We start from the raw sequence: 16,431 nt of genomic DNA on the forward strand, positions 1-16,431 counted from the left end.
TTCGCCGAGCGCGACAGCCATGTGCCCGAGATCGACGAGGCCTATCGCTTTGATCCGCAGACGACGATCGCCATCTGCGCCGGCTTCGCCTTCGACCGCCGCGTCATGGTCCAGGGCTATCACGGCACGGGCAAGTCGACCCACATCGAGCAGGTGGCCGCGCGCCTCAACTGGCCGCTGATCCGGGTGAACCTGGACAGCCACGTCAGCCGCATCGACCTGGTGGGCAAGGACGCCATCGTCCTGAAGGACGGCAAGCAGATCACCGAATTCCGCGAGGGCATCCTGCCCTGGGCCATCCAGCGGCCCGTGGCCCTGGTGTTCGACGAATACGACGCCGGCCGCCCGGACGTGATGTTCGTTATCCAGCGCAATCTGGAAGCCCAGGGCAAGCTGACCCTGGTGGACCAGAACCGCGTGATCCGGCCCAACCCGTTCTTCCGCCTGTTCTCCACCACCAACACCATCGGCCTGGGCGACACGACGGGGCTCTATCACGGCACTCAGCAGATCAACCAAGGCCAGATGGACCGCTGGTCGATCGTGACCACGCTGAACTATCTGGCCCACGACGTGGAAGCCGAGATCGTGCTGTCCAAGGCGCCGCACTACAACAACACCGAGGGCAAGCGCACGATCAGCGCCATGGTCCGGGTCGCCGACATGACCCGTAACGCCTTCATGAACGGCGACATCTCCACGGTCATGAGCCCGCGGACCGTCATCACCTGGGCCCAGAACACCGAGATTTTCGGCGGCGATATTGCGCTCGGCTTCCGGATGACCTTCCTGAACAAGTGCGATGAGCTGGAGCGCGGCACCGTCGCCGAGTTCTTCCAGCGCGCCTTCGGTCAGGACCTGCCGGAATCCACGGCGCGGGTGCGGGTGGCCTAGAGCCAACCCCGCAGCCGACGAGGCCGACTCGCTCACGCGACAGGCTCGAAACAGAAAGGGCGCGGAGGTGACTCCGCGCCCTTGTCCGTCTCAGATTTCAGAGGCGGCTCAGCCGCCGCTGATCTTCTTGCCGACGAAGGCGCCCAGCGCCAGGAACAGCACGAAGCCGATTACGGCCACAAAGAACAGCAGCTTGGCGATACCCGCCGCCGCGCCGGCCATGCCGGTGAAGCCGAGCGCGCCCGCGATCAGCGCGACCACGGCGAAAATCAGGGCCCATTTCAACATGTTGAACTCCAGCCAAAGACATCAGGGGTCTTGCTGGCTAAACGCGGGGCAACGCCGTCGCGTTCCTGTGGCGATCAGGCCGCCAGCAGAGGCAGAGCCTCCGGCGGCTGCATGCGGCCGCCGACCGGCGCCGTCTGCAGGCGACAGACGCCCGAGCCCGTCACGAACGGCACGTGAGCTGCGATGCAGGCTTCCAGCTCCACGCGGTTTCGGACGTTGGTGACCGCCGCCCAGATCTGCTTCTTGCGATAGAGCCCCAGCCGTTCGGCGAACCGGCGCAACACCGCGAGCCGAGCCCGCTGGTCGCCGCTGGGCAGGACAAGGGTCACGCTCGTGACCGCGTTGGGCGCCAGCTTCTCCACCTCGAAGCCGGGATCTTGCGTGCGCAGGTCGATATTGGTCACGTACTTCAACAGGGAGGCCCGGACGGTGGCCAGGGCCGTGAACGCCGGGTCGCGGGGTACATCATAGACCGCCGCCGCCAACTGGCCCTTCGCCTCTGGAGGCAGGGTGGCGAGCATCTCCTCATAGGCCGCGCGCTGGGAGGCGCGGACGATGTTGGAGTAGCAGATGGGCAGGTAGAGCATCGAATGGGGCCCAGGGCCCGCCAGCATCCGTGCCGCCACGGCCAGGCAATCGGCGTCGAAAGCCTGGGGATCGGCGGGCATGTGCTCGTCGCCTTCCACCAGGCTGAGGTGGGTCCTCAGGGATCCTGGAGTTGAGCTGACCACGTCGCCGACAAAGACGCTGCGCAGGGTGAAGTAGATCCCCTGCACTCCGTCCAGGGACGGCATGGGGTGCTTGGCGGCCGCCTCGGCGATATCCGCCAGGGCTGCTTGCTGGGTCACCCAGATCGGTCCGACGGGAGCTCCGGGCGACAGGGCAGGTTCGTCGCCGGTTCGGGTGGGGGCGGCTTCGACGCGGCTCAGCCGGCCGCCGGGTGGTAGCAGGGACGGATCCAGCAGGGCCGCGCTTACGGCAGCGTCGTCGAGGGCCGCGAAGGCCTGGACCGCTTCAGCGGAGCCCTCGAACAGCAGCAGGCCGACCTTGCCGGCCTCGTCGTCACCCTCGCCGAACAGCTTGATCTGCAGGTCGTCGCCCAGCCGCGCGAGTTCCTGGACGTCCAGCTCATCGGCGCGCGGATCGGTCAGCAGGAAGGAGTAGTGGGTCAGGGGCGTGAACTGGCGCGGCCACTGCCATTTTCCCTCAAGATAGATCCCTGAGAACTTGGCGACCAATGGCCCGAGGACGGCCGGCTTCAGGCCCGTCTTCTCCGCATCCACCGCCACTCTCAGACACGCAACCGCCGTCACCGCACTCACTCCACCTGTTCCTCGATCATCGTGGCGCGTGAAAGTGTAAACACATCCTACGACCGGCCTGCGGGACTCAGCCGCACCACCAACAGGACTTTCCTCGGTTCACTCCGACGCGCTATGGAAGTTGGCCATGGCCAAGAACCCGGAAAGCCCGCTCGAGCCCTTCAAACGCGCCCTTGCGAACGCTGCGCGCTCGCTCGCCGAGTCGCCCGACCTGGAGATCGTCTACTCCGGGGAAGGTCCCGTGCTGTCGGGCAATCGCGCGGTCTTGCCGCACCCGCCCCGCGACCTCACGCCGACAGACGCCGCGCGCATCCGTGGCCTGGCCGACCAGATGGCCCTGCGCATCTCGCACCACGACGCCCAGGTCCATGCCCGCACCCGCCCCGGCTCGGCCCTGGGCGCGCCGGCCTATGACGCCCTGGAGCAGGTGCGCATCGAGGCCATCGGCTCCAATGCGCTCGGCGGCGTGCGGGAGAACCTGAAGGTCGTGCACGAGCAGGCCTGGCTCAAGCGCCCCTTCAATCCCGTCGACGCCCAGGCCAATCCTCCGATGGCCGAGATCGTCGCCCTGATGGCCCGCGAGCGGCTGACCGGGGTGGAGCCGCCGCCGAACGCCAAGCTGCTGGTGGACATGTTCCGCGACGAGATCGAGGCCCGAGCGGGCCAGGATCTCGACAAGCTGATCGACAAGATCGACGACCAGAAGGCCTACGCCAAGATGGCGCGCACCATCCTGCGCGACCTGTCGATGGGCGACGACCTCTCGGACGCCCCCGACCAGGCCGACCAGGACGACGAGGATGGCGACGAGGGCGAGGCTGAAGCCGCCGAGGACGGCGATGAGGGCGATGGCGAGGGGCAGTCCCCGCAGCAGGCCTCCATGGACGACAGCGAGGCGACCCACAGCGAAAGCGAGGACGCCGACAGCCAGATGATGCAGGCCGAGGATGATCCCAACGCCGAGGATTCTGACGAGCCGCCGGAGCTGGGCGAGGGCGAGCAGCCCGCGCGGCCGGACCCGAAGGGCGACGCCAAGACCCCCACCTACAAGGTCTTCACCACCGCCAACGACGAGATCGTGGCGGCCGAGGAGCTTTGCGACCTCGAGGAGCTGACCCGGCTGCGCGCCTATCTCGACCAGCAGCTCGCCAGCCTCTCCAGCGTGGTCTCGCGCCTGGCCAACAAGCTGCAGCGCAAGCTGATGGCCCAGCAGAACCGCTCCTGGACCTTCGACCTGGAGGAAGGGCTCCTGGATGTGGCCCGCCTGACCCGGGTGATCACCGATCCCACCGCCTCGCTGGCCTTCAAGGAAGAGGAAGACACCGAGTTCCGCGACACGGTGGTCACCATCCTGATCGACAATTCCGGCTCCATGCGCGGCCGCCCGATCATGGTGGCCGCCGTCTGCGCCGACATCCTGGCCCGCACCCTGGAACGCTGCGGCGTGAAGACCGAGATCCTCGGCTTCACCACTCGGGCCTGGAAGGGCGGCACGAGCCGCGAGGACTGGTTGAAGGCCGGCAAGCCCGCCCAGCCGGGCCGCCTGAACGACCTGCGCCACATCATCTACAAGGCCGCCGACGCCCCGTGGCGCCGCGCCAAGCGCAACCTTGGCCTGATGATGCGCGAAGGCCTGTTGAAGGAGAACATCGACGGCGAGGCCCTGATGTGGGCGCACCAGCGGCTGATCGACCGCACCGAGGCCCGCCGCATCCTGATGGTGATCTCCGACGGCGCGCCGGTGGACGACTCGACCCTGTCGGTGAACTCCGGCCACTACCTCGAGCGCCACCTGCGCGAGGTGATCGCCGAGATCCAGGACAAGAGCCCCGTGCAGCTGATCGCCATCGGCATCGGCCACGACGTGACGCGCTACTATCGTCGGGCTGTCACCATCGTGGATGTCGAGCAACTGGCCGGCGCCATCGTCGACCAGCTGGCTGAGCTGTTCAATGAAGAGCCGCGCAGGCAGACCCGCAAGACCGCGGGCCTGCTGGCCCCACCGCCCAATACGCAAGGCCCCCAGGGCGGCGCGACCCGGCGGTCCACCTTCAAGGAAGTCCGGAGAGCCGTGGCGTGAAACGACTGATCCTGGGAGCCGCGCTCGCCGCGCTCACCGCCTGCGCGCAACCGTCCACCCTGCCCAAGGGGCCGATGGCCGCAGGCTCCGGGATCACCATCACCGCCACGCCGGTCGCGCTCAATCCGCAGGACCCGTCCCAGGATCGCATCGGCGACTTCGTCTATGCGGGCGGCCTGGTGCTCTCGTCGGACCAGACCTCGCGCTTCCATGGACTGTCGGACCTTCGGGTGACCCAGGATCGCAAGCTGGTCTCGATGAGCGACGAGGGCGACCTGCTGGAAAGCCGCGTCCTGCTGGACAAGACCGGCCGCTTGGTCGGCGTCGGTCCCGGCAAGCTGACGGTCCTCACCGGGCCGGACGGAAAGCCGCTTCAGGGCAAGAAGGAGGCTGATTCTGAGGGCTTGGCCTTCATGCCCAATGGCGACCGGCTGGTCAGCTTCGAGGCCATCGACCGCATTCTGCTCTATCCGGCAAAGGGCGGCGCCGCCCGGGTTGTTCCCTCGCCGGTGGACGCCGGCTTCCCCCCCAACGGCGGCATGGAGGCCCTGGCCTTCGATCCCGCTGTCGGCCCCGACGGCTACATCACCGCCGGTGAGGACTCCGGCGAGACCTGGACCTGCCGCGTCACCGCGGCCTGCGTGAAGGGTCCAACCCTGGAGAAGCCGCCTGAGTTCGGGGTGGTTGCGGTCGACAGGCTGGCCGACGGGAAGACCGCCTGGCTGTTCCGCGCCTGGGACCCCGTGCGCGGCAGCCGCATCACCCTGAAGATCCTTGGCCCCGCCGGCGAGGTGGCGCGCATGGACATGGCCAAGCCCCTGACCGTCGACAATCTCGAAGGCGTATCGGCGGTGCCCGGCAAGGACGGCGCGATCCGGTTCTACCTGCTCTCCGACGACAATTTCTCCAATTCCCAGAAGACCATCCTGCTGGCTTTCGACTGGAAGCCCGCGAAGTAGATTTTCAGAGCGCGGGATGCGGGCGGAAAACCGGTTCCCACTTTTCCTCATCCCGCTTAGCGAGGCCGCCATTATGAGCCAGACCGAGATCGCCCTTCCCACCCCGGAGGGCGAGGCGCGCGCCTTCATCTTCAAGCCCGACTCAGGCGTTGGCCCCTGGCCCGCCGCGATCATCGCCATGGACGCCCCGGCCATTCGGCCGGCCCTGTTCGAGATGGGCGAGCGCCTGGCCGCCGCCGGCTACTACGTGCTGCTGCCCGACCTGTTCTGGCGCGCCGGCCCCTACCCGCCCCTGGACATCGCCGCGGCCCGCGCGGGCGACAAGGAGGCCGGCGAGCTGTTCGCCAAACTGCGGGCCAGCACGGGCGCGGGCCGGCAGATGACCGACGTGAAGGCCTGCCTCGACTTCATCGCGGCCGATCCGGCCGCCAAGCCGGGCAAGGTGGGAATCACGGGCTATTGCATGGGCGGCTCCATCGCCCTGCGCGCGGCGGGAACCTACCCGGACCGCATCGGGGCGGCGGCCTCCTTCCACGGCGGCAACATGGCCACCGACGACGAGCGCAGCCCGCATCTGCTGGCGCCTGCGATCAAGGCCAAGGTGCTGGTGGCCGGGGCCATAGAGGACCGCAGTTATGACGAGGCCCAGAACACCCGGCTCATCAAGTCCCTGAGCGAGGCGGGCGTGGACGCCGAGGTGTCGATCTGGGAAGGCTGCAAGCACGGCTGGGTGCCCACCGACATGCCGGTGCACAATCCCGACGGCGCCGAGCGCCACTGGCGCGAATTGATCGCCCTGTTCGATGAGACGCTGAAATAGAACCCCCTCATCCGCTCATCCCGGCGAAGGCCGGGACCCAGATACATCCACCGCTCTGAGGATGCTTGGCGCAGGTCGCGACCTACGACCTGGATCCCGGCCTTCGCCGGGACGAGCGGGTATAAAAGAAAAAGGCCGGCGTCACCGCCGGCCTTTTCCAAATCTGCTTGTCGCTTGCGCCTAGGCGGCGGCGGCCGGCGCTTGCGCGGCGAGCTTGGCCTTCAGCTGGCGCTTGATCTTGAGGGCGCGGGGCGAGAGCTGCTCGTCCTTGGCCTTGACCAGGAAGATGTCCAGGCCGCCGCGGAAGTCCAGGGTGCGGCGGGCCGCATTGGAGATGCGCAGCTTGAAGGTTTGCCCGAGCGCATCGGACTGCAGGCTGGCAGGGGCCAACGCCGGCAGGAAGCGGCGCTTGGTCTTGATATTCGAGTGGCTCACATTGTTGCCGACCATGGGGCCGATACCGGTGAGTTCGCAGCGACGCGACATGGCTTAAGACCTAAGCGAGAAAGAGTGACGGCGGGCGGACCCGCGCGAGAGCGGGCGATATAGTCGAAGGTAAGCGGCGGCGTCAAGGCGGAGCCGCCTTTCACACCGCTTCATCGCACTTTCCTGTCGCCACGCCAAACCACCCGCGGACCGACCGTCTTGTGTCCCCAAGCCCTTTGGATACAATACCTTGTAGGGAACAAATCCCGAATCCGGCCGAGTCAGCGATTCGGTCCTGATTCGTTGCGGCCACGTTCCGGCGCCGCCGCCTGAACCTTAACCCACTCCTTTTCCGTCAGTAGCGAGAAGGCTCGCCTTCCCCTAGCTTGGGCTGCAAATCACCCGCATGGGTGGATCCAGGGGACGGGCGTTCAACATGAAGACAGCGGACCTGATGTGCGCCGGCGCCCTGGCGGGGTTGCTGAGCTTGCCTGCCGCTCCGGTCCTGGCCCAGGACGCCGAGGTCTCCGAGATCGTGGTCACCGGCAGCCGGATCGCCCGCAAGGACTATGTCTCCGAGAGCCCCATCGTCACGGTGGGCCAGGAGCAGATCGCCGCCGTCGGCATGGTGACGATCGAGAACACCCTGAACCAGCTTCCCCAGTTCACGCCGTCCAATGGCTCGGGCACCAACACCACCAACTTCGTGACCACGCCCGGCCAGGCCTACGCCAACCTGCGCGGCCTGGGGCCCACCCGCACCCTGGTGCTGATCGACGGGCGCCGGGTGGTGGCGGGAAACCCCAATGCGGTGGTCGATCTCAACACCGTGCCGACCTTCCTGGTGGACACGGTGGAGACCATCACCGGCGGCGCCTCGGCGGTCTATGGCTCTGACGCCATCGCGGGCGTTGTGAACTTCAAGCTCAAGCGCAATTTCGAGGGCCTGCAGGTCGACGCCCAGTTCGGCGTCACGGAGCAGAACGACGCCGGCCAGCTCACGGCGTCCGTGGGCTGGGGCCGCAATTTCGAGCGCGGCGCCCTCGCCGTCGCCGCCACCTATGACAAGCGCGAGGGCCTGCTGGCGGCGGACCGCGACTGGTCGGCCGTGGGCTATTCGATCCTCACCACCGGCCTGACGCCCTCAGGCGCGGCGACGATCCCCGACGGGCGCTTCGATCCGGCGTCGAACGCCGGCGGCGCAGCCAACCTGCCCAGCCAGGCGGCCATGAACACCGTGTTCGGCGCCTATGGCTTCGCACCCGGCACGGTGGCCCGCGGCGCCAGCCTCTCTTTCAACGCCGACGGCAGCCTGTTCTCCACCGCCCCGGTGAACAACTATACGGGCGTGCGCGATGCGGGCTTCTCGGCCGCCAGCTACACCTTCAACAGCGCCGCCTATCGCTACCTGAACCTGCCCTTGGAACGGTGGAGCCTCTACGCCTCGAGCCGCTACGACCTGACCGACAGCCTCGAGGCCTACGGCACGGCCAGCTACACCACCTATGATGTCTCGCGGCAGCTGGGCCCCGCCTCGGCCAGCGACGGCGCCTTCCCCGGCCCCGACATCGTGGTCCCGGTGACCAACCCCTTCATCCCCACCGACCTGCGCACCCTGCTGGCGTCGCGCGCCGATCCGACGGCGGCCTTCTATCCCCGCCGAGCCTTCAATGAGGTGGGCGGCCGGCTCTCCAACAATACCTATGAGACGATGCAGCTGGTGGCGGGCCTCCGTGGAGCCCTGCCGATCAAGGACTGGAAGTGGGACCTCTACGCCAGCCACGGCCAGATGGATCACACCGAAAGCCAGGTCGGCAACGTCAGCCGGTCGGCCATGCGCACCCTGACCTTCGCTCCCGACGGCGGTGCCGCCATCTGCGGCGGATTCAACATCTTCGGGGCCGGCAAGGTCAGCCCGGGCTGCGCGGCCTATATCGCCCGCGACGTCGCCAACTCGACGACCATCAAGCAGACGGTCGTCGAGGGCTATGTGACCGGCAGCCTCATCGACCTCCCGGCCGGGCCGCTGAAGTTCTCGGCCGGCGCCCAGCATCGCAAGGACGACTTCGATTATTCACCCGACCTCCAGTTGCAGGGGCCCGATATCGTCGGCTTCAACCCGGCGGTCCCGGTCAGCGGCGACATCACCTCCAGGGAGCTCTACGCCGAGCTGCTGGTCCCGGTGCTGGCCGACCTGCCCCTGATCCAGAGCCTGGAGGTGGCGCTGGGCGGCCGGGTGGCGGACTATTCCACCACCGGCCAGGTCAGCGCCTACAAGGCCGACCTCACCTGGAAACCGGTGTCAGGCCTGCTGATCCGCGGCGGCTATCAGAGAGCGGTCCGCGCCCCCAACATCGCCGAGCTGTTCTCGCCCCAGTCCGTGGGCTTCCTCGGCATCGGCTCGCCCGGGACCGGCACCACGGCGGGCGATCCCTGCGACGTGCGCTCCTCGTTCCGCAACGGCGCGAGCGCGGCGGCGGTGCGCGGCCTGTGCCTGTCGCAGGGCGTGCCCGCCGCGATCATCGACACCTTCAACCAGGCCTCGACCCAGGTGGAGATCGTGGGCGGCGGCAATCCCAGCCTCACCGAGGAGACCGCTGACAGCTTCACGGCCGGGGCTGTCTGGACGCCCGCGGTGGACGCCCCCTTCCTGCGCCGGTTCAGCGTCAGCCTGGACTACTACAAGATCGAGGTGGCCGATGTGGTGGGGACCATCGGGGTCCCGACGATCCTGGCCTCGTGCTTCAACGCCGATGGATCCAACCCCGGCCTCTCCAACGCCAACTTCTATTGCAGCCGGTTCTCGCGCCTGAGCTCGGGCCAGATCACCGGCGTCGCCCAGACCCAGGTGAACCTGGCCTCGGTGAAGACTTCCGGGATCGACGCCCAGGTGGACTGGGGCTTTGATCTCGCCGACCTCGGCCTGCCGGAGAGCGCGGGCGCCCTGGCCTTCAACCTGGTGATCTCCAAGCTCGACAGCTTCGAGCGCCAGGCGCGGCCGAACGCGGCCTTCATGGACTATGCCGGAACCATCGGCGCCGACCTCTCGGGCGGCGCCCTGCCGGAGTGGAAGTCGGTGCTGTCGGCCACCTGGGCCGTCGGGCCGGTGCGGACCACCCTGCGCTGGCGCCATATCGCCGCCATGACCGACGCCCGCAGCGTGCCGACCTTCAGCCCCACGGCGGTGAACACGCCCGACTACGACGTCTTTGACCTGTCGGGCTCCTGGAAGGTCGACGACCGGGTCACCCTGCGCGCTGGAGTGAACAACCTCGCCGACAAGGATCCGCCCTACTTCACCAGCTACCCCAACTCCAACACCGATCCCTCGACCTTCGACATCCTGGGCCGGCGGTTCTTCGTGGGGATCAACGCGAAGTTCTAGGTGCGCTGGGTCAGCAGCAGATGCTGGATCAGCATGATGGTCTTGGCGTCGACGATGACGCCGTCGGTGACCATCCGCAGGGCGTCGGTGAGTTTGACCTCCAGCACCTCGATGTCCTCGCCTTCGCCCGCGTGGCCGCCCCCGGCGCTGACCTTGTCGGCGGGCGAGTAGCGGGCGGTGAAGAAGCTGAGCTGCTCGGTGACGCTGCCAGGGCTCATATAGACCTTGAAGACCGAGGTGACCGACGAGAACCGGTAGCCCAGCTCCTCCTCGGCCTCGCGCTTGATGGCGGTCTCCGGATCGTCGGCGTCCAGCAGACCGGCGGCGGCCTCGATCAGCGGCTCGATATGGCCGGTGACATAGGCCGGGATGCGGAACTGGCGGGTGAGCAGCACGGTCCCGCGATCAGGGTCGTAGGGCAGGATTACCGCCCCATCGCCGCGATCATAGGTCTGGCGGACCTGGGTCTCCCAGGTCCCGTCGTGGCGGCGGTAGTCGAAGGTCACCCGCTTCAGCGTCGCCCACTCGTCGGAGAGGGTGTGGAAGACGAGGTTGCGGACCTGGTCGCTCATTTGGTCTCCGGCGGCGGGGGCTTGATCTCGGACACGATGGCGACGTCGCCCGCCGTACCATCGGGGCACTTGTCGCTTTCGGGCACGACCCGCAGGCGGCGGCCGGCCACCACCACGTCCGCCAAGGGATTCGGATCGGCGTTCACCGCGAACTGGCCCGCCTTCAAGGCCTCGCCGTCCTTGTCGCAATAAGATCCGGAGAGCGTCCCGATCCGGGTCCAGACGCCGCCGGCCTGCCGGTAGACGCGGCGGTCGCCCATGGCGAACACCACCACTTCGGGCGAGGCGTCGCCGTCAAGGTCGGCCACCACGGCGTCGCACAGACGGCCGGGTTCGCAGTTCTGCAGCGGGTCCTCGAAGCTCTTCCAGGTCTGTTCGAGGAACCCGACCGGGAAGGCGCCGCCGCCGGCGACACGGACCAGTTCCTTGCGCTCCACCACCGAGGTCGTAGCCTCGCCGTAGCGGGCCTTGCGGGCCAGGGCCGAGGCGGCGCGCCGGGCGATCTCGGCGGCGTTCGCACCGGTCTTGCGGGCGGCGAGCGCCTTGAGGGCGTCCATCCCCGGCTTGCCGGCCTCGAAACGCAGGAACAGGTAGTCGAACTTGTCTGGCGTCACCGCGCCACGATCGAGGCGCGCAAGCTGGTCGTTCACCGACAGCCGGCTGGGATTGGCCAGGGGCGAGAACAGGGCCAGCAGGATGGCCACCACCAGGTGGGCGGCGATGACGTTGGTGACCTCCAGGCGCTTCAGCCAGGGCCCAGGCCAGAAGACGCTGGCCGCGTATCCCACGGAATAGACAACGGCCACGATGGTGCAGGCGACACCGTAGATGCGGTCCGGTGTCAGGCCGTACTGACCGATGCGCAGGATCAGGCCATAGGCGGCGATGGCCACCAGGGGCGCGATGATCACACCGGTGATCCGGCCGGCCCACTTCAGCGCGACGGGCGGATGGTCCTCGGCCTCGCCTTCCTGATAGGCGGCGTTGAGCAGGACGATGAGGGCCGCGGCGGCCGAGAGCAGGATGCCCGCCGCGCTCTTGGTGTCCCACAGCAGGGTCAGGCCGGTGAACGGCAGGGCGATGAGGAAGCCCGCCCCGATCACCGCCATCACCGGCAGCAGCCACGACAGCAGGGTCAGGGCCACGGTGCGGATGCCGCGCACCAGGCTGGCGCGGACGTCGGTCAGGTGGATGGCCAGGGCGAAGAATGTGGTGGTGGCCGGGAAGGCGAACCAGGGCTTCTGGATGGTCTCGCCGACCCACTTGATACCGATCAGGTCGAACAGCGCCCCGCCCAGCCAGAGCAGCAGCCACAGGGCCCCGACGAACAGCACGGCCAGGGCCAGGCGCACGCCGTCCTTCCAGGTCTGCTCGAAGTAGCGATCGTAGCTGGCGATCCAGCGGCGATCAGCGTCGGCGCCGGTCACCAGGTGATGGGCGATGAACAGGCCCACGGCGGTGAAGATCACCAGGGGCGGGCCCGGCCAGTGCTCGGCGCCCAAGTCGGGAACCGCGATGGTCCCGTGATAGGCGCCCAGCGCGGCCACCACGACGGCGACGGCGGCGCCCCAGATGACCAGGGTCCGGGTCCGCAGGGTGTGCAGGCCGCCCAGCAGCACCACGGGCAGGAACAGGATCAGCATCGCGCAGGCGCAGAACAGCGGCGAGGAGACGCCGTCGATCAGGCCGTGCTTCTCCCACTCGTTCAGGCCGTACAGCGCCAGGCCCTGGGCGAACCCGATGGCGACGCGGGCGATGGCGATCGGTCGTGACGCCTGACCGTGATCAGTTTCCCCGGCGAACATGATGGTTCCTCCCCAACTCACCTCACGGTCGCATGGCGGGCGGCGAGCACCAACAAGCTTGGCTGATTGATGGAATAGAGTCGGCTTGCCACGCCCAGGCTTGGGGCGTATTGATAACTGACCAGTCAGTTATTTAGAGCGCCCATGTCCCTCCCCGCCGGCCAGCCGAAGTTCCGACGCCGCAAGGCCGATCGTCCCGACGAGATCGTGGCGGCGGCCTTCGAGGTGTTCGCGGAGAAGGGCTTCGCCGCCGCGCGGCTGGACGACATCGCCGCCCGGGCCGGGGTGTCGAAGGGGGCGATCTACCTCTACTTCGCCACCAAGGAGGACATCTTCCAGGCCGTGGTGGAACAGGGGGTCGCCCCCAACCTGCACAATCTGGCCGCCCTGGCCGCCGCCAATCCGCAGACCTTTCCCGACCTGATCCGCGCCTTCGCCAAGGTCATGGCCCACGTCGCTTCCACCACGCCGATCGGGGGGATCATAAAGATGGTGATCGGAGAGGCGCGCAACTTCCCGGAGCTGGCGCGGGTCTGGCACGACCGGCTGATCGTCCCGGCCCTCGGCGCCCTGACAGGCGCCATCGCCGCGGCCCAGGCGCGCGGGGAGATCCGCCCCGGCGACCCCCGCCACTATGCGGCGGGCCTGATCTCGCCCCTGCTGGTGGGGGTGATCTGGCGCGAGACCTTCACCCCCGTCGGCGCCGAGCCCTTCGACCTGCCGGCCCTGATGGCGCAACACGTCGAGACCCAGCTGCGGGGAATGGTCCCATGAAACAACGCCTGCTCGTCATCGCCCTGCTGCTGGCGGCCGCCGGCCTGATCGCCGCGCTGGTGCTGACCCCCAGGCTAAACCGATCCAACGTGCTGACCGGCTATGTGGAGGGCCAGCCGCTCTATCTGGCCGCGCCGGTCTCAGGGGCGGTGGCCCAGGTCCATGTCCAGCGTGGCGACCGGGTGAAGGCCGGTGACCGGCTGTTCGTCGTTGACCCCAAGCAGCTGGCCGCCCAGCGCCAGCAGGCCCAGGCCGAGGTGGGCGCCGCTCAGGCCCAGGCGCAGGACGCGCGCAAAGGCCTGCGGCCGGTCGAACTGGCTGTCTATGACGCCAACATCGCCGCCGCCGAGGCCAGAGTCCGGGACGCCGCGGCCGACATGCGCCGGATCGAGCCCCTGGTGCGCAAGGGCGTCTATGCGCCGGCCCGCCTGGACGACGTCCGCGCCGCCCTGCAGACCGCCAACGCCCAGCTGGCGGCCGCCCGGCGGCAGCGCGACGCCGCCGCCCTGGGCGCCCGTGACGGCCAGGTCCAGGCCGCCGACAGCCGCGTCGCACAGGCTGAGGCGGGCCTCTCGGCGGTGGACGCCCGCCTCTCCGACCTCGCCCCCGTCGCGCCCTCCGACGCGCGGGTGGAGGAGGTGTTCTTCCAGCAGGGGGAATGGTCGGTGGCCAACCAGCCGGTTGTCTCCCTGCTCCCTGACGACCGCATCAAGCTGCGGTTCTTTGTGCCGGAACAGAGCCTTTCGGCCTATCGCCCCGGCTCCGTCGTGCGCTTCGCCTGCGATGGCTGCGCCAAGGGGCTGACCGCCAAGATCACCTTCGTCAGCCCGCGCCCCGAGTTCACTCCGCCGATCATCTACAGCCGAGAGGCGCGCGACCGGCTGGTCTATATGGTGGAGGCCAGGCCCAGCGCCCGGCTGAACCCGGGCCAGCCGGTGGACGTCACGCCCCTGGAGCCGGTCCGGTGACGCTGGCCATCGACGTCCACGGCCTGAACAAGAGCTTCGGCGACAAGCATGTCGTCCAGGACGTCTCCCTGCAGGTGGCGGAGGGGCGCATCTGCGGTTTCCTCGGCCCCAACGGCTCGGGCAAGACAACGACCCTGCGGATGCTGTGCGGCCTGCTGACCCCCGACAGCGGTGAAGGGACCTGCCTGGGCCTGGACATCATCAGCCAGGCGGGCGCCATCAAGCGCCAGGCCGGCTACATGACCCAGAAGTTCTCGCTCTATGAGGACCTGACCCTGGAGGAGAACCTGATGTTCTCCGCCCGCGTCCACGACCTGGATCGCCGCAAGGACCGGGTGGCCCATGCGCTGGAACGCCTGGGTCTGATCGCGCGGCGCAGCCAGCTGGCCGGCACGCTGTCGGGCGGCTGGAAGCAGCGGCTGGCCCTGGCGACAGCGACCCTGCACGAACCCAAGCTGCTGCTGCTGGACGAGCCCACCGCCGGGGTCGACCCCAAGGCGCGCCGCACCTTCTGGGACGAGATCCACGCGCTGTCGGCAGAGGGGCTGACCGTGCTGGTCTCCACCCACTACATGGACGAGGCCGAGCGCTGCCATGAGATCGCTTACATCGCCTATGGCCAGCTGATCGCCCGGGGCACGGCCGACCAGGTGATCGCGGGCTCCCACCTGGTCACCTTCAACGGCGAGGGCGCCGGGATCGACCGGCTGGCCGGCGAGATCGGCCGGCGGCCCGGCGTCGAGATGGCCGCCCCCTTCGGCGCGGCCCTGCACGTCAGCGGCACCGACCGCGCCGCCGTCGAAGCCGCCATCGCCCCCTATCGCCGCGAACCCTTCCGCTGGACCGAGGTCGAGCCGACCCTGGAGGACGTCTTCATCCAGCTGATGGACGGCGCGGAGGACAACTTCCGATGAGCGCCTTCTCCGCGACGCGGGTCTGGGCGGTGCTGATCAAGGAGTTCAAGCAGCTCACCCGCGACCGCCTGACCTACGCCATGATCCTGGCCCTGCCGGTGGTGCAGCTGCTGTTGTTCGGCTACGCGATCAATTCCGAGCCCCGCCACCTGCCCACCGCTGTCCTGGTGCAGGAGGACAGCGTCTTCGCCCGCTCGATCCTTTCGGCCCTCCACAACAGCGCCTATTTCGACCTGGTGGCCCAGGCGCGCAGTCCCGCCGAACTGGACGAATTGATCCGCCGGGGCGAGGTGCAGTTCGCCATCACCATCCCCGGCGACTTCACCCGTCGCGTGGCGCGGGGCGACAAGGCCCAGATTCTGGTGGAGGCCGACGCCTCCGATCCCTCGGCCACCGGCCCCGCCCTCGCCGCCCTGGCGGCTTTGCCGACCCAGGCGCTGGTGGGCGATCTGAAGGGCGCGCTGGCTCCGCGGATCCAGGCCAGGCCCGCGTTCGAGGTGGTGGTCCACCGCCGCTACAATCCCGAAGCCGTCACCGCCTACAACATCGTGCCGGGCCTGCTGGGGGTGATCCTGTCCATGACCCTGGTGATGATGACCTCGCTCAGCGTCACCCGCGAGACCGACCGCGGCACCATGGAGAGCCTGCTGGCCACGCCCGTCGAACCGATCGAGGTGATGATCGGCAAGCTGGCGCCCTATGTCCTGGTGGGCGTCGCCCAGACCCTCATCATCCTGACCATCGCCAAGCTGCTGTTCCAGGTCCCGATGCTGGGAGGCTGGCTCGGCCTCGGCGTCGGCGTCAGCCTGTTCATCGTGGGGTCGCTCGCCCTGGGTTTCCTGATCTCCACGGTGGCGCGATCGCAGCTGCAGGCCATGCAGATGAGTTTCTTCTACATCCTGCCGTCGATCCTGCTCTCGGGCTTCATGTTCCCCTTCCGGGGCATGCCGGGCTGGGCCCAGGCGCTGGGCGAGATCATCCCGGTCACCCATTTTCTGCGGGTGGTGCGCGGCGCCCTGCTGAAGGGCCAGGGGCTCGAGGACATGTGGCGCGAGCTGGCGGCGTTGCTGGCCTTCGTGTGCGTGGTCACGGCGCTGGCGATGGCGCGGTATCGGCGGACGCTGGACTAGGTGTTCGCGGCCTTCTCCCGCAAGGGAGAAGGTGGCGCGCGAGAGCGCGCCGGATGAAAGGTCGCGCTCCGCTCAACGCGTCTCTCCCTCTTGG

At 68.4% G+C, this 16,431-nt stretch carries 14 protein-coding genes; 9 read left to right on the plus strand and 5 right to left on the minus strand.

All coding sequences use genetic code 11. From position 1 onward, the window contains the following. Nucleotides 1-894 (plus strand): cobaltochelatase subunit CobS (cobS, locus tag Q8Q77_RS12110; protein ID WP_305583835.1); only part of this gene is annotated, 894 nt, incomplete at its 5' end. A gap of 108 nt (nt 895-1,002) precedes the next feature. On the opposite strand, the gene Q8Q77_RS12115 is transcribed toward cobS, so the two are convergent. Next, nucleotides 1,003-1,182: a DUF1328 domain-containing protein gene (locus tag Q8Q77_RS12115; protein ID WP_215338773.1), complete on the minus strand. Its 180-nt coding sequence runs from the start codon at nt 1,180-1,182 to the stop codon at nt 1,003-1,005. Nucleotides 1,183-1,256: 74 nt separating this feature from the next. Beyond that, nucleotides 1,257-2,465: a hypothetical protein gene (locus Q8Q77_RS12120; RefSeq protein ID WP_305583836.1), complete on the minus strand. Its 1,209-nt coding sequence runs from the start codon at nt 2,463-2,465 to the stop codon at nt 1,257-1,259. Nucleotides 2,466-2,631: 166 nt separating this feature from the next. On the opposite strand from Q8Q77_RS12120, the gene cobT reads away from it, so the two are divergent. From cobT to Q8Q77_RS12135, 3 genes are all read left to right on the plus strand, one after another. Continuing rightward, the gene (gene cobT / locus Q8Q77_RS12125; protein WP_305583837.1) at nt 2,632-4,584 is read left to right on the plus strand and encodes a cobaltochelatase subunit CobT; all 1,953 of its coding nucleotides are present in this window, start codon (nt 2,632-2,634) and stop codon (nt 4,582-4,584) included. Then, on the plus strand, nt 4,581-5,543 hold the full coding sequence (locus Q8Q77_RS12130; protein ID WP_305583838.1) for an esterase-like activity of phytase family protein: 963 nt from the start codon (nt 4,581-4,583) through the stop codon (nt 5,541-5,543). The genes cobT and Q8Q77_RS12130 overlap by 4 nt, the downstream gene beginning before the upstream one ends. A gap of 73 nt (nt 5,544-5,616) precedes the next feature. After that, nucleotides 5,617-6,363, plus strand: coding sequence for a dienelactone hydrolase family protein (locus tag Q8Q77_RS12135; RefSeq protein ID WP_305583839.1), 747 nt, complete (start codon nt 5,617-5,619; stop codon nt 6,361-6,363). Between the two features lie 180 nt (nt 6,364-6,543). Here Q8Q77_RS12135 and rpmB read toward each other — a convergent pair whose 3' ends face one another. Beyond that, nucleotides 6,544-6,849 (minus strand): 50S ribosomal protein L28, encoded by a 306-nt coding sequence (gene rpmB, locus Q8Q77_RS12140; protein WP_304774464.1) that lies wholly within the window; start codon nt 6,847-6,849, stop codon nt 6,544-6,546. Nucleotides 6,850-7,225: 376 nt separating this feature from the next. Between rpmB and Q8Q77_RS12145 the strand changes: the two genes are divergently transcribed. Continuing rightward, nucleotides 7,226-10,174, plus strand: a complete 2,949-nt coding sequence (locus Q8Q77_RS12145; protein ID WP_305583840.1) for a TonB-dependent receptor domain-containing protein — start codon at nt 7,226-7,228, stop codon at nt 10,172-10,174. Here Q8Q77_RS12145 and Q8Q77_RS12150 read toward each other — a convergent pair. Next, nucleotides 10,171-10,746, minus strand: a complete 576-nt coding sequence (locus tag Q8Q77_RS12150) for an NUDIX domain-containing protein (protein ID WP_305583841.1) — start codon at nt 10,744-10,746, stop codon at nt 10,171-10,173. The genes Q8Q77_RS12145 and Q8Q77_RS12150 overlap by 4 nt on opposite strands. Continuing rightward, complete coding sequence (locus Q8Q77_RS12155; protein WP_305583842.1) at nt 10,743-12,551, minus strand: DUF4153 domain-containing protein; 1,809 nt, start codon at nt 12,549-12,551, stop codon at nt 10,743-10,745. The genes Q8Q77_RS12150 and Q8Q77_RS12155 overlap by 4 nt, the downstream gene beginning before the upstream one ends. Nucleotides 12,552-12,695: 144 nt before the next feature. Between Q8Q77_RS12155 and Q8Q77_RS12160 the strand changes: the two genes are divergently transcribed. From Q8Q77_RS12160 to Q8Q77_RS12175, 4 genes are read left to right on the plus strand one after another with little or no spacing between them, the layout of a single operon-like run. Next, complete coding sequence (locus Q8Q77_RS12160; RefSeq protein WP_305337781.1) at nt 12,696-13,325, plus strand: TetR/AcrR family transcriptional regulator; 630 nt, start codon at nt 12,696-12,698, stop codon at nt 13,323-13,325. Beyond that, nucleotides 13,322-14,293, plus strand: coding sequence for an HlyD family secretion protein (locus tag Q8Q77_RS12165; protein WP_305583843.1), 972 nt, complete (start codon nt 13,322-13,324; stop codon nt 14,291-14,293). Before Q8Q77_RS12160 ends, Q8Q77_RS12165 begins: the two co-directional genes overlap by 4 nt. After that, complete coding sequence (locus tag Q8Q77_RS12170; RefSeq protein WP_305583844.1) at nt 14,290-15,207, plus strand: ABC transporter ATP-binding protein; 918 nt, start codon at nt 14,290-14,292, stop codon at nt 15,205-15,207. Before Q8Q77_RS12165 ends, Q8Q77_RS12170 begins: the two co-directional genes overlap by 4 nt. Beyond that, nucleotides 15,204-16,337 carry an ABC transporter permease gene (locus Q8Q77_RS12175; protein WP_305583845.1) on the plus strand — a complete coding sequence of 378 codons (1,134 nt, stop codon included), beginning with the start codon at nt 15,204-15,206 and terminating at the stop codon, nt 16,335-16,337. The genes Q8Q77_RS12170 and Q8Q77_RS12175 overlap by 4 nt, the downstream gene beginning before the upstream one ends. The last annotated feature ends 94 nt before the right edge of the window (nt 16,338-16,431 follow it).

It is taken from the genome of Phenylobacterium sp. (assembly GCF_030698145.1).
In the GTDB taxonomy this organism is placed as follows: domain Bacteria; phylum Pseudomonadota; class Alphaproteobacteria; order Caulobacterales; family Caulobacteraceae; genus Phenylobacterium.

Excerpts from the sequence above, each read along its gene's own strand:
- Q8Q77_RS12115 (WP_215338773.1), bottom strand. The coding sequence starts at position 1,182 with ATGTTGAAATGGGCCCTGATTTTCGCCGTGGTCGCGCTGATCGCGGGC.
- Q8Q77_RS12175 (WP_305583845.1), top strand. The coding sequence starts at position 15,204 with ATGAGCGCCTTCTCCGCGACGCGGGTCTGGGCGGTGCTGATCAAGGAG.
- cobT (WP_305583837.1), top strand. The coding sequence starts at position 2,632 with ATGGCCAAGAACCCGGAAAGCCCGCTCGAGCCCTTCAAACGCGCCCTT.
- Q8Q77_RS12160 (WP_305337781.1), top strand. The coding sequence starts at position 12,696 with ATGTCCCTCCCCGCCGGCCAGCCGAAGTTCCGACGCCGCAAGGCCGAT.
- Q8Q77_RS12165 (WP_305583843.1), top strand. The coding sequence starts at position 13,322 with ATGAAACAACGCCTGCTCGTCATCGCCCTGCTGCTGGCGGCCGCCGGC.
- Q8Q77_RS12145 (WP_305583840.1), top strand. The coding sequence starts at position 7,226 with ATGAAGACAGCGGACCTGATGTGCGCCGGCGCCCTGGCGGGGTTGCTG.
- Q8Q77_RS12155 (WP_305583842.1), bottom strand. The coding sequence starts at position 12,551 with ATGTTCGCCGGGGAAACTGATCACGGTCAGGCGTCACGACCGATCGCC.
- Q8Q77_RS12135 (WP_305583839.1), top strand. The coding sequence starts at position 5,617 with ATGAGCCAGACCGAGATCGCCCTTCCCACCCCGGAGGGCGAGGCGCGC.
- Q8Q77_RS12150 (WP_305583841.1), bottom strand. The coding sequence starts at position 10,746 with ATGAGCGACCAGGTCCGCAACCTCGTCTTCCACACCCTCTCCGACGAG.
- rpmB (WP_304774464.1), bottom strand. The coding sequence starts at position 6,849 with ATGTCGCGTCGCTGCGAACTCACCGGTATCGGCCCCATGGTCGGCAAC.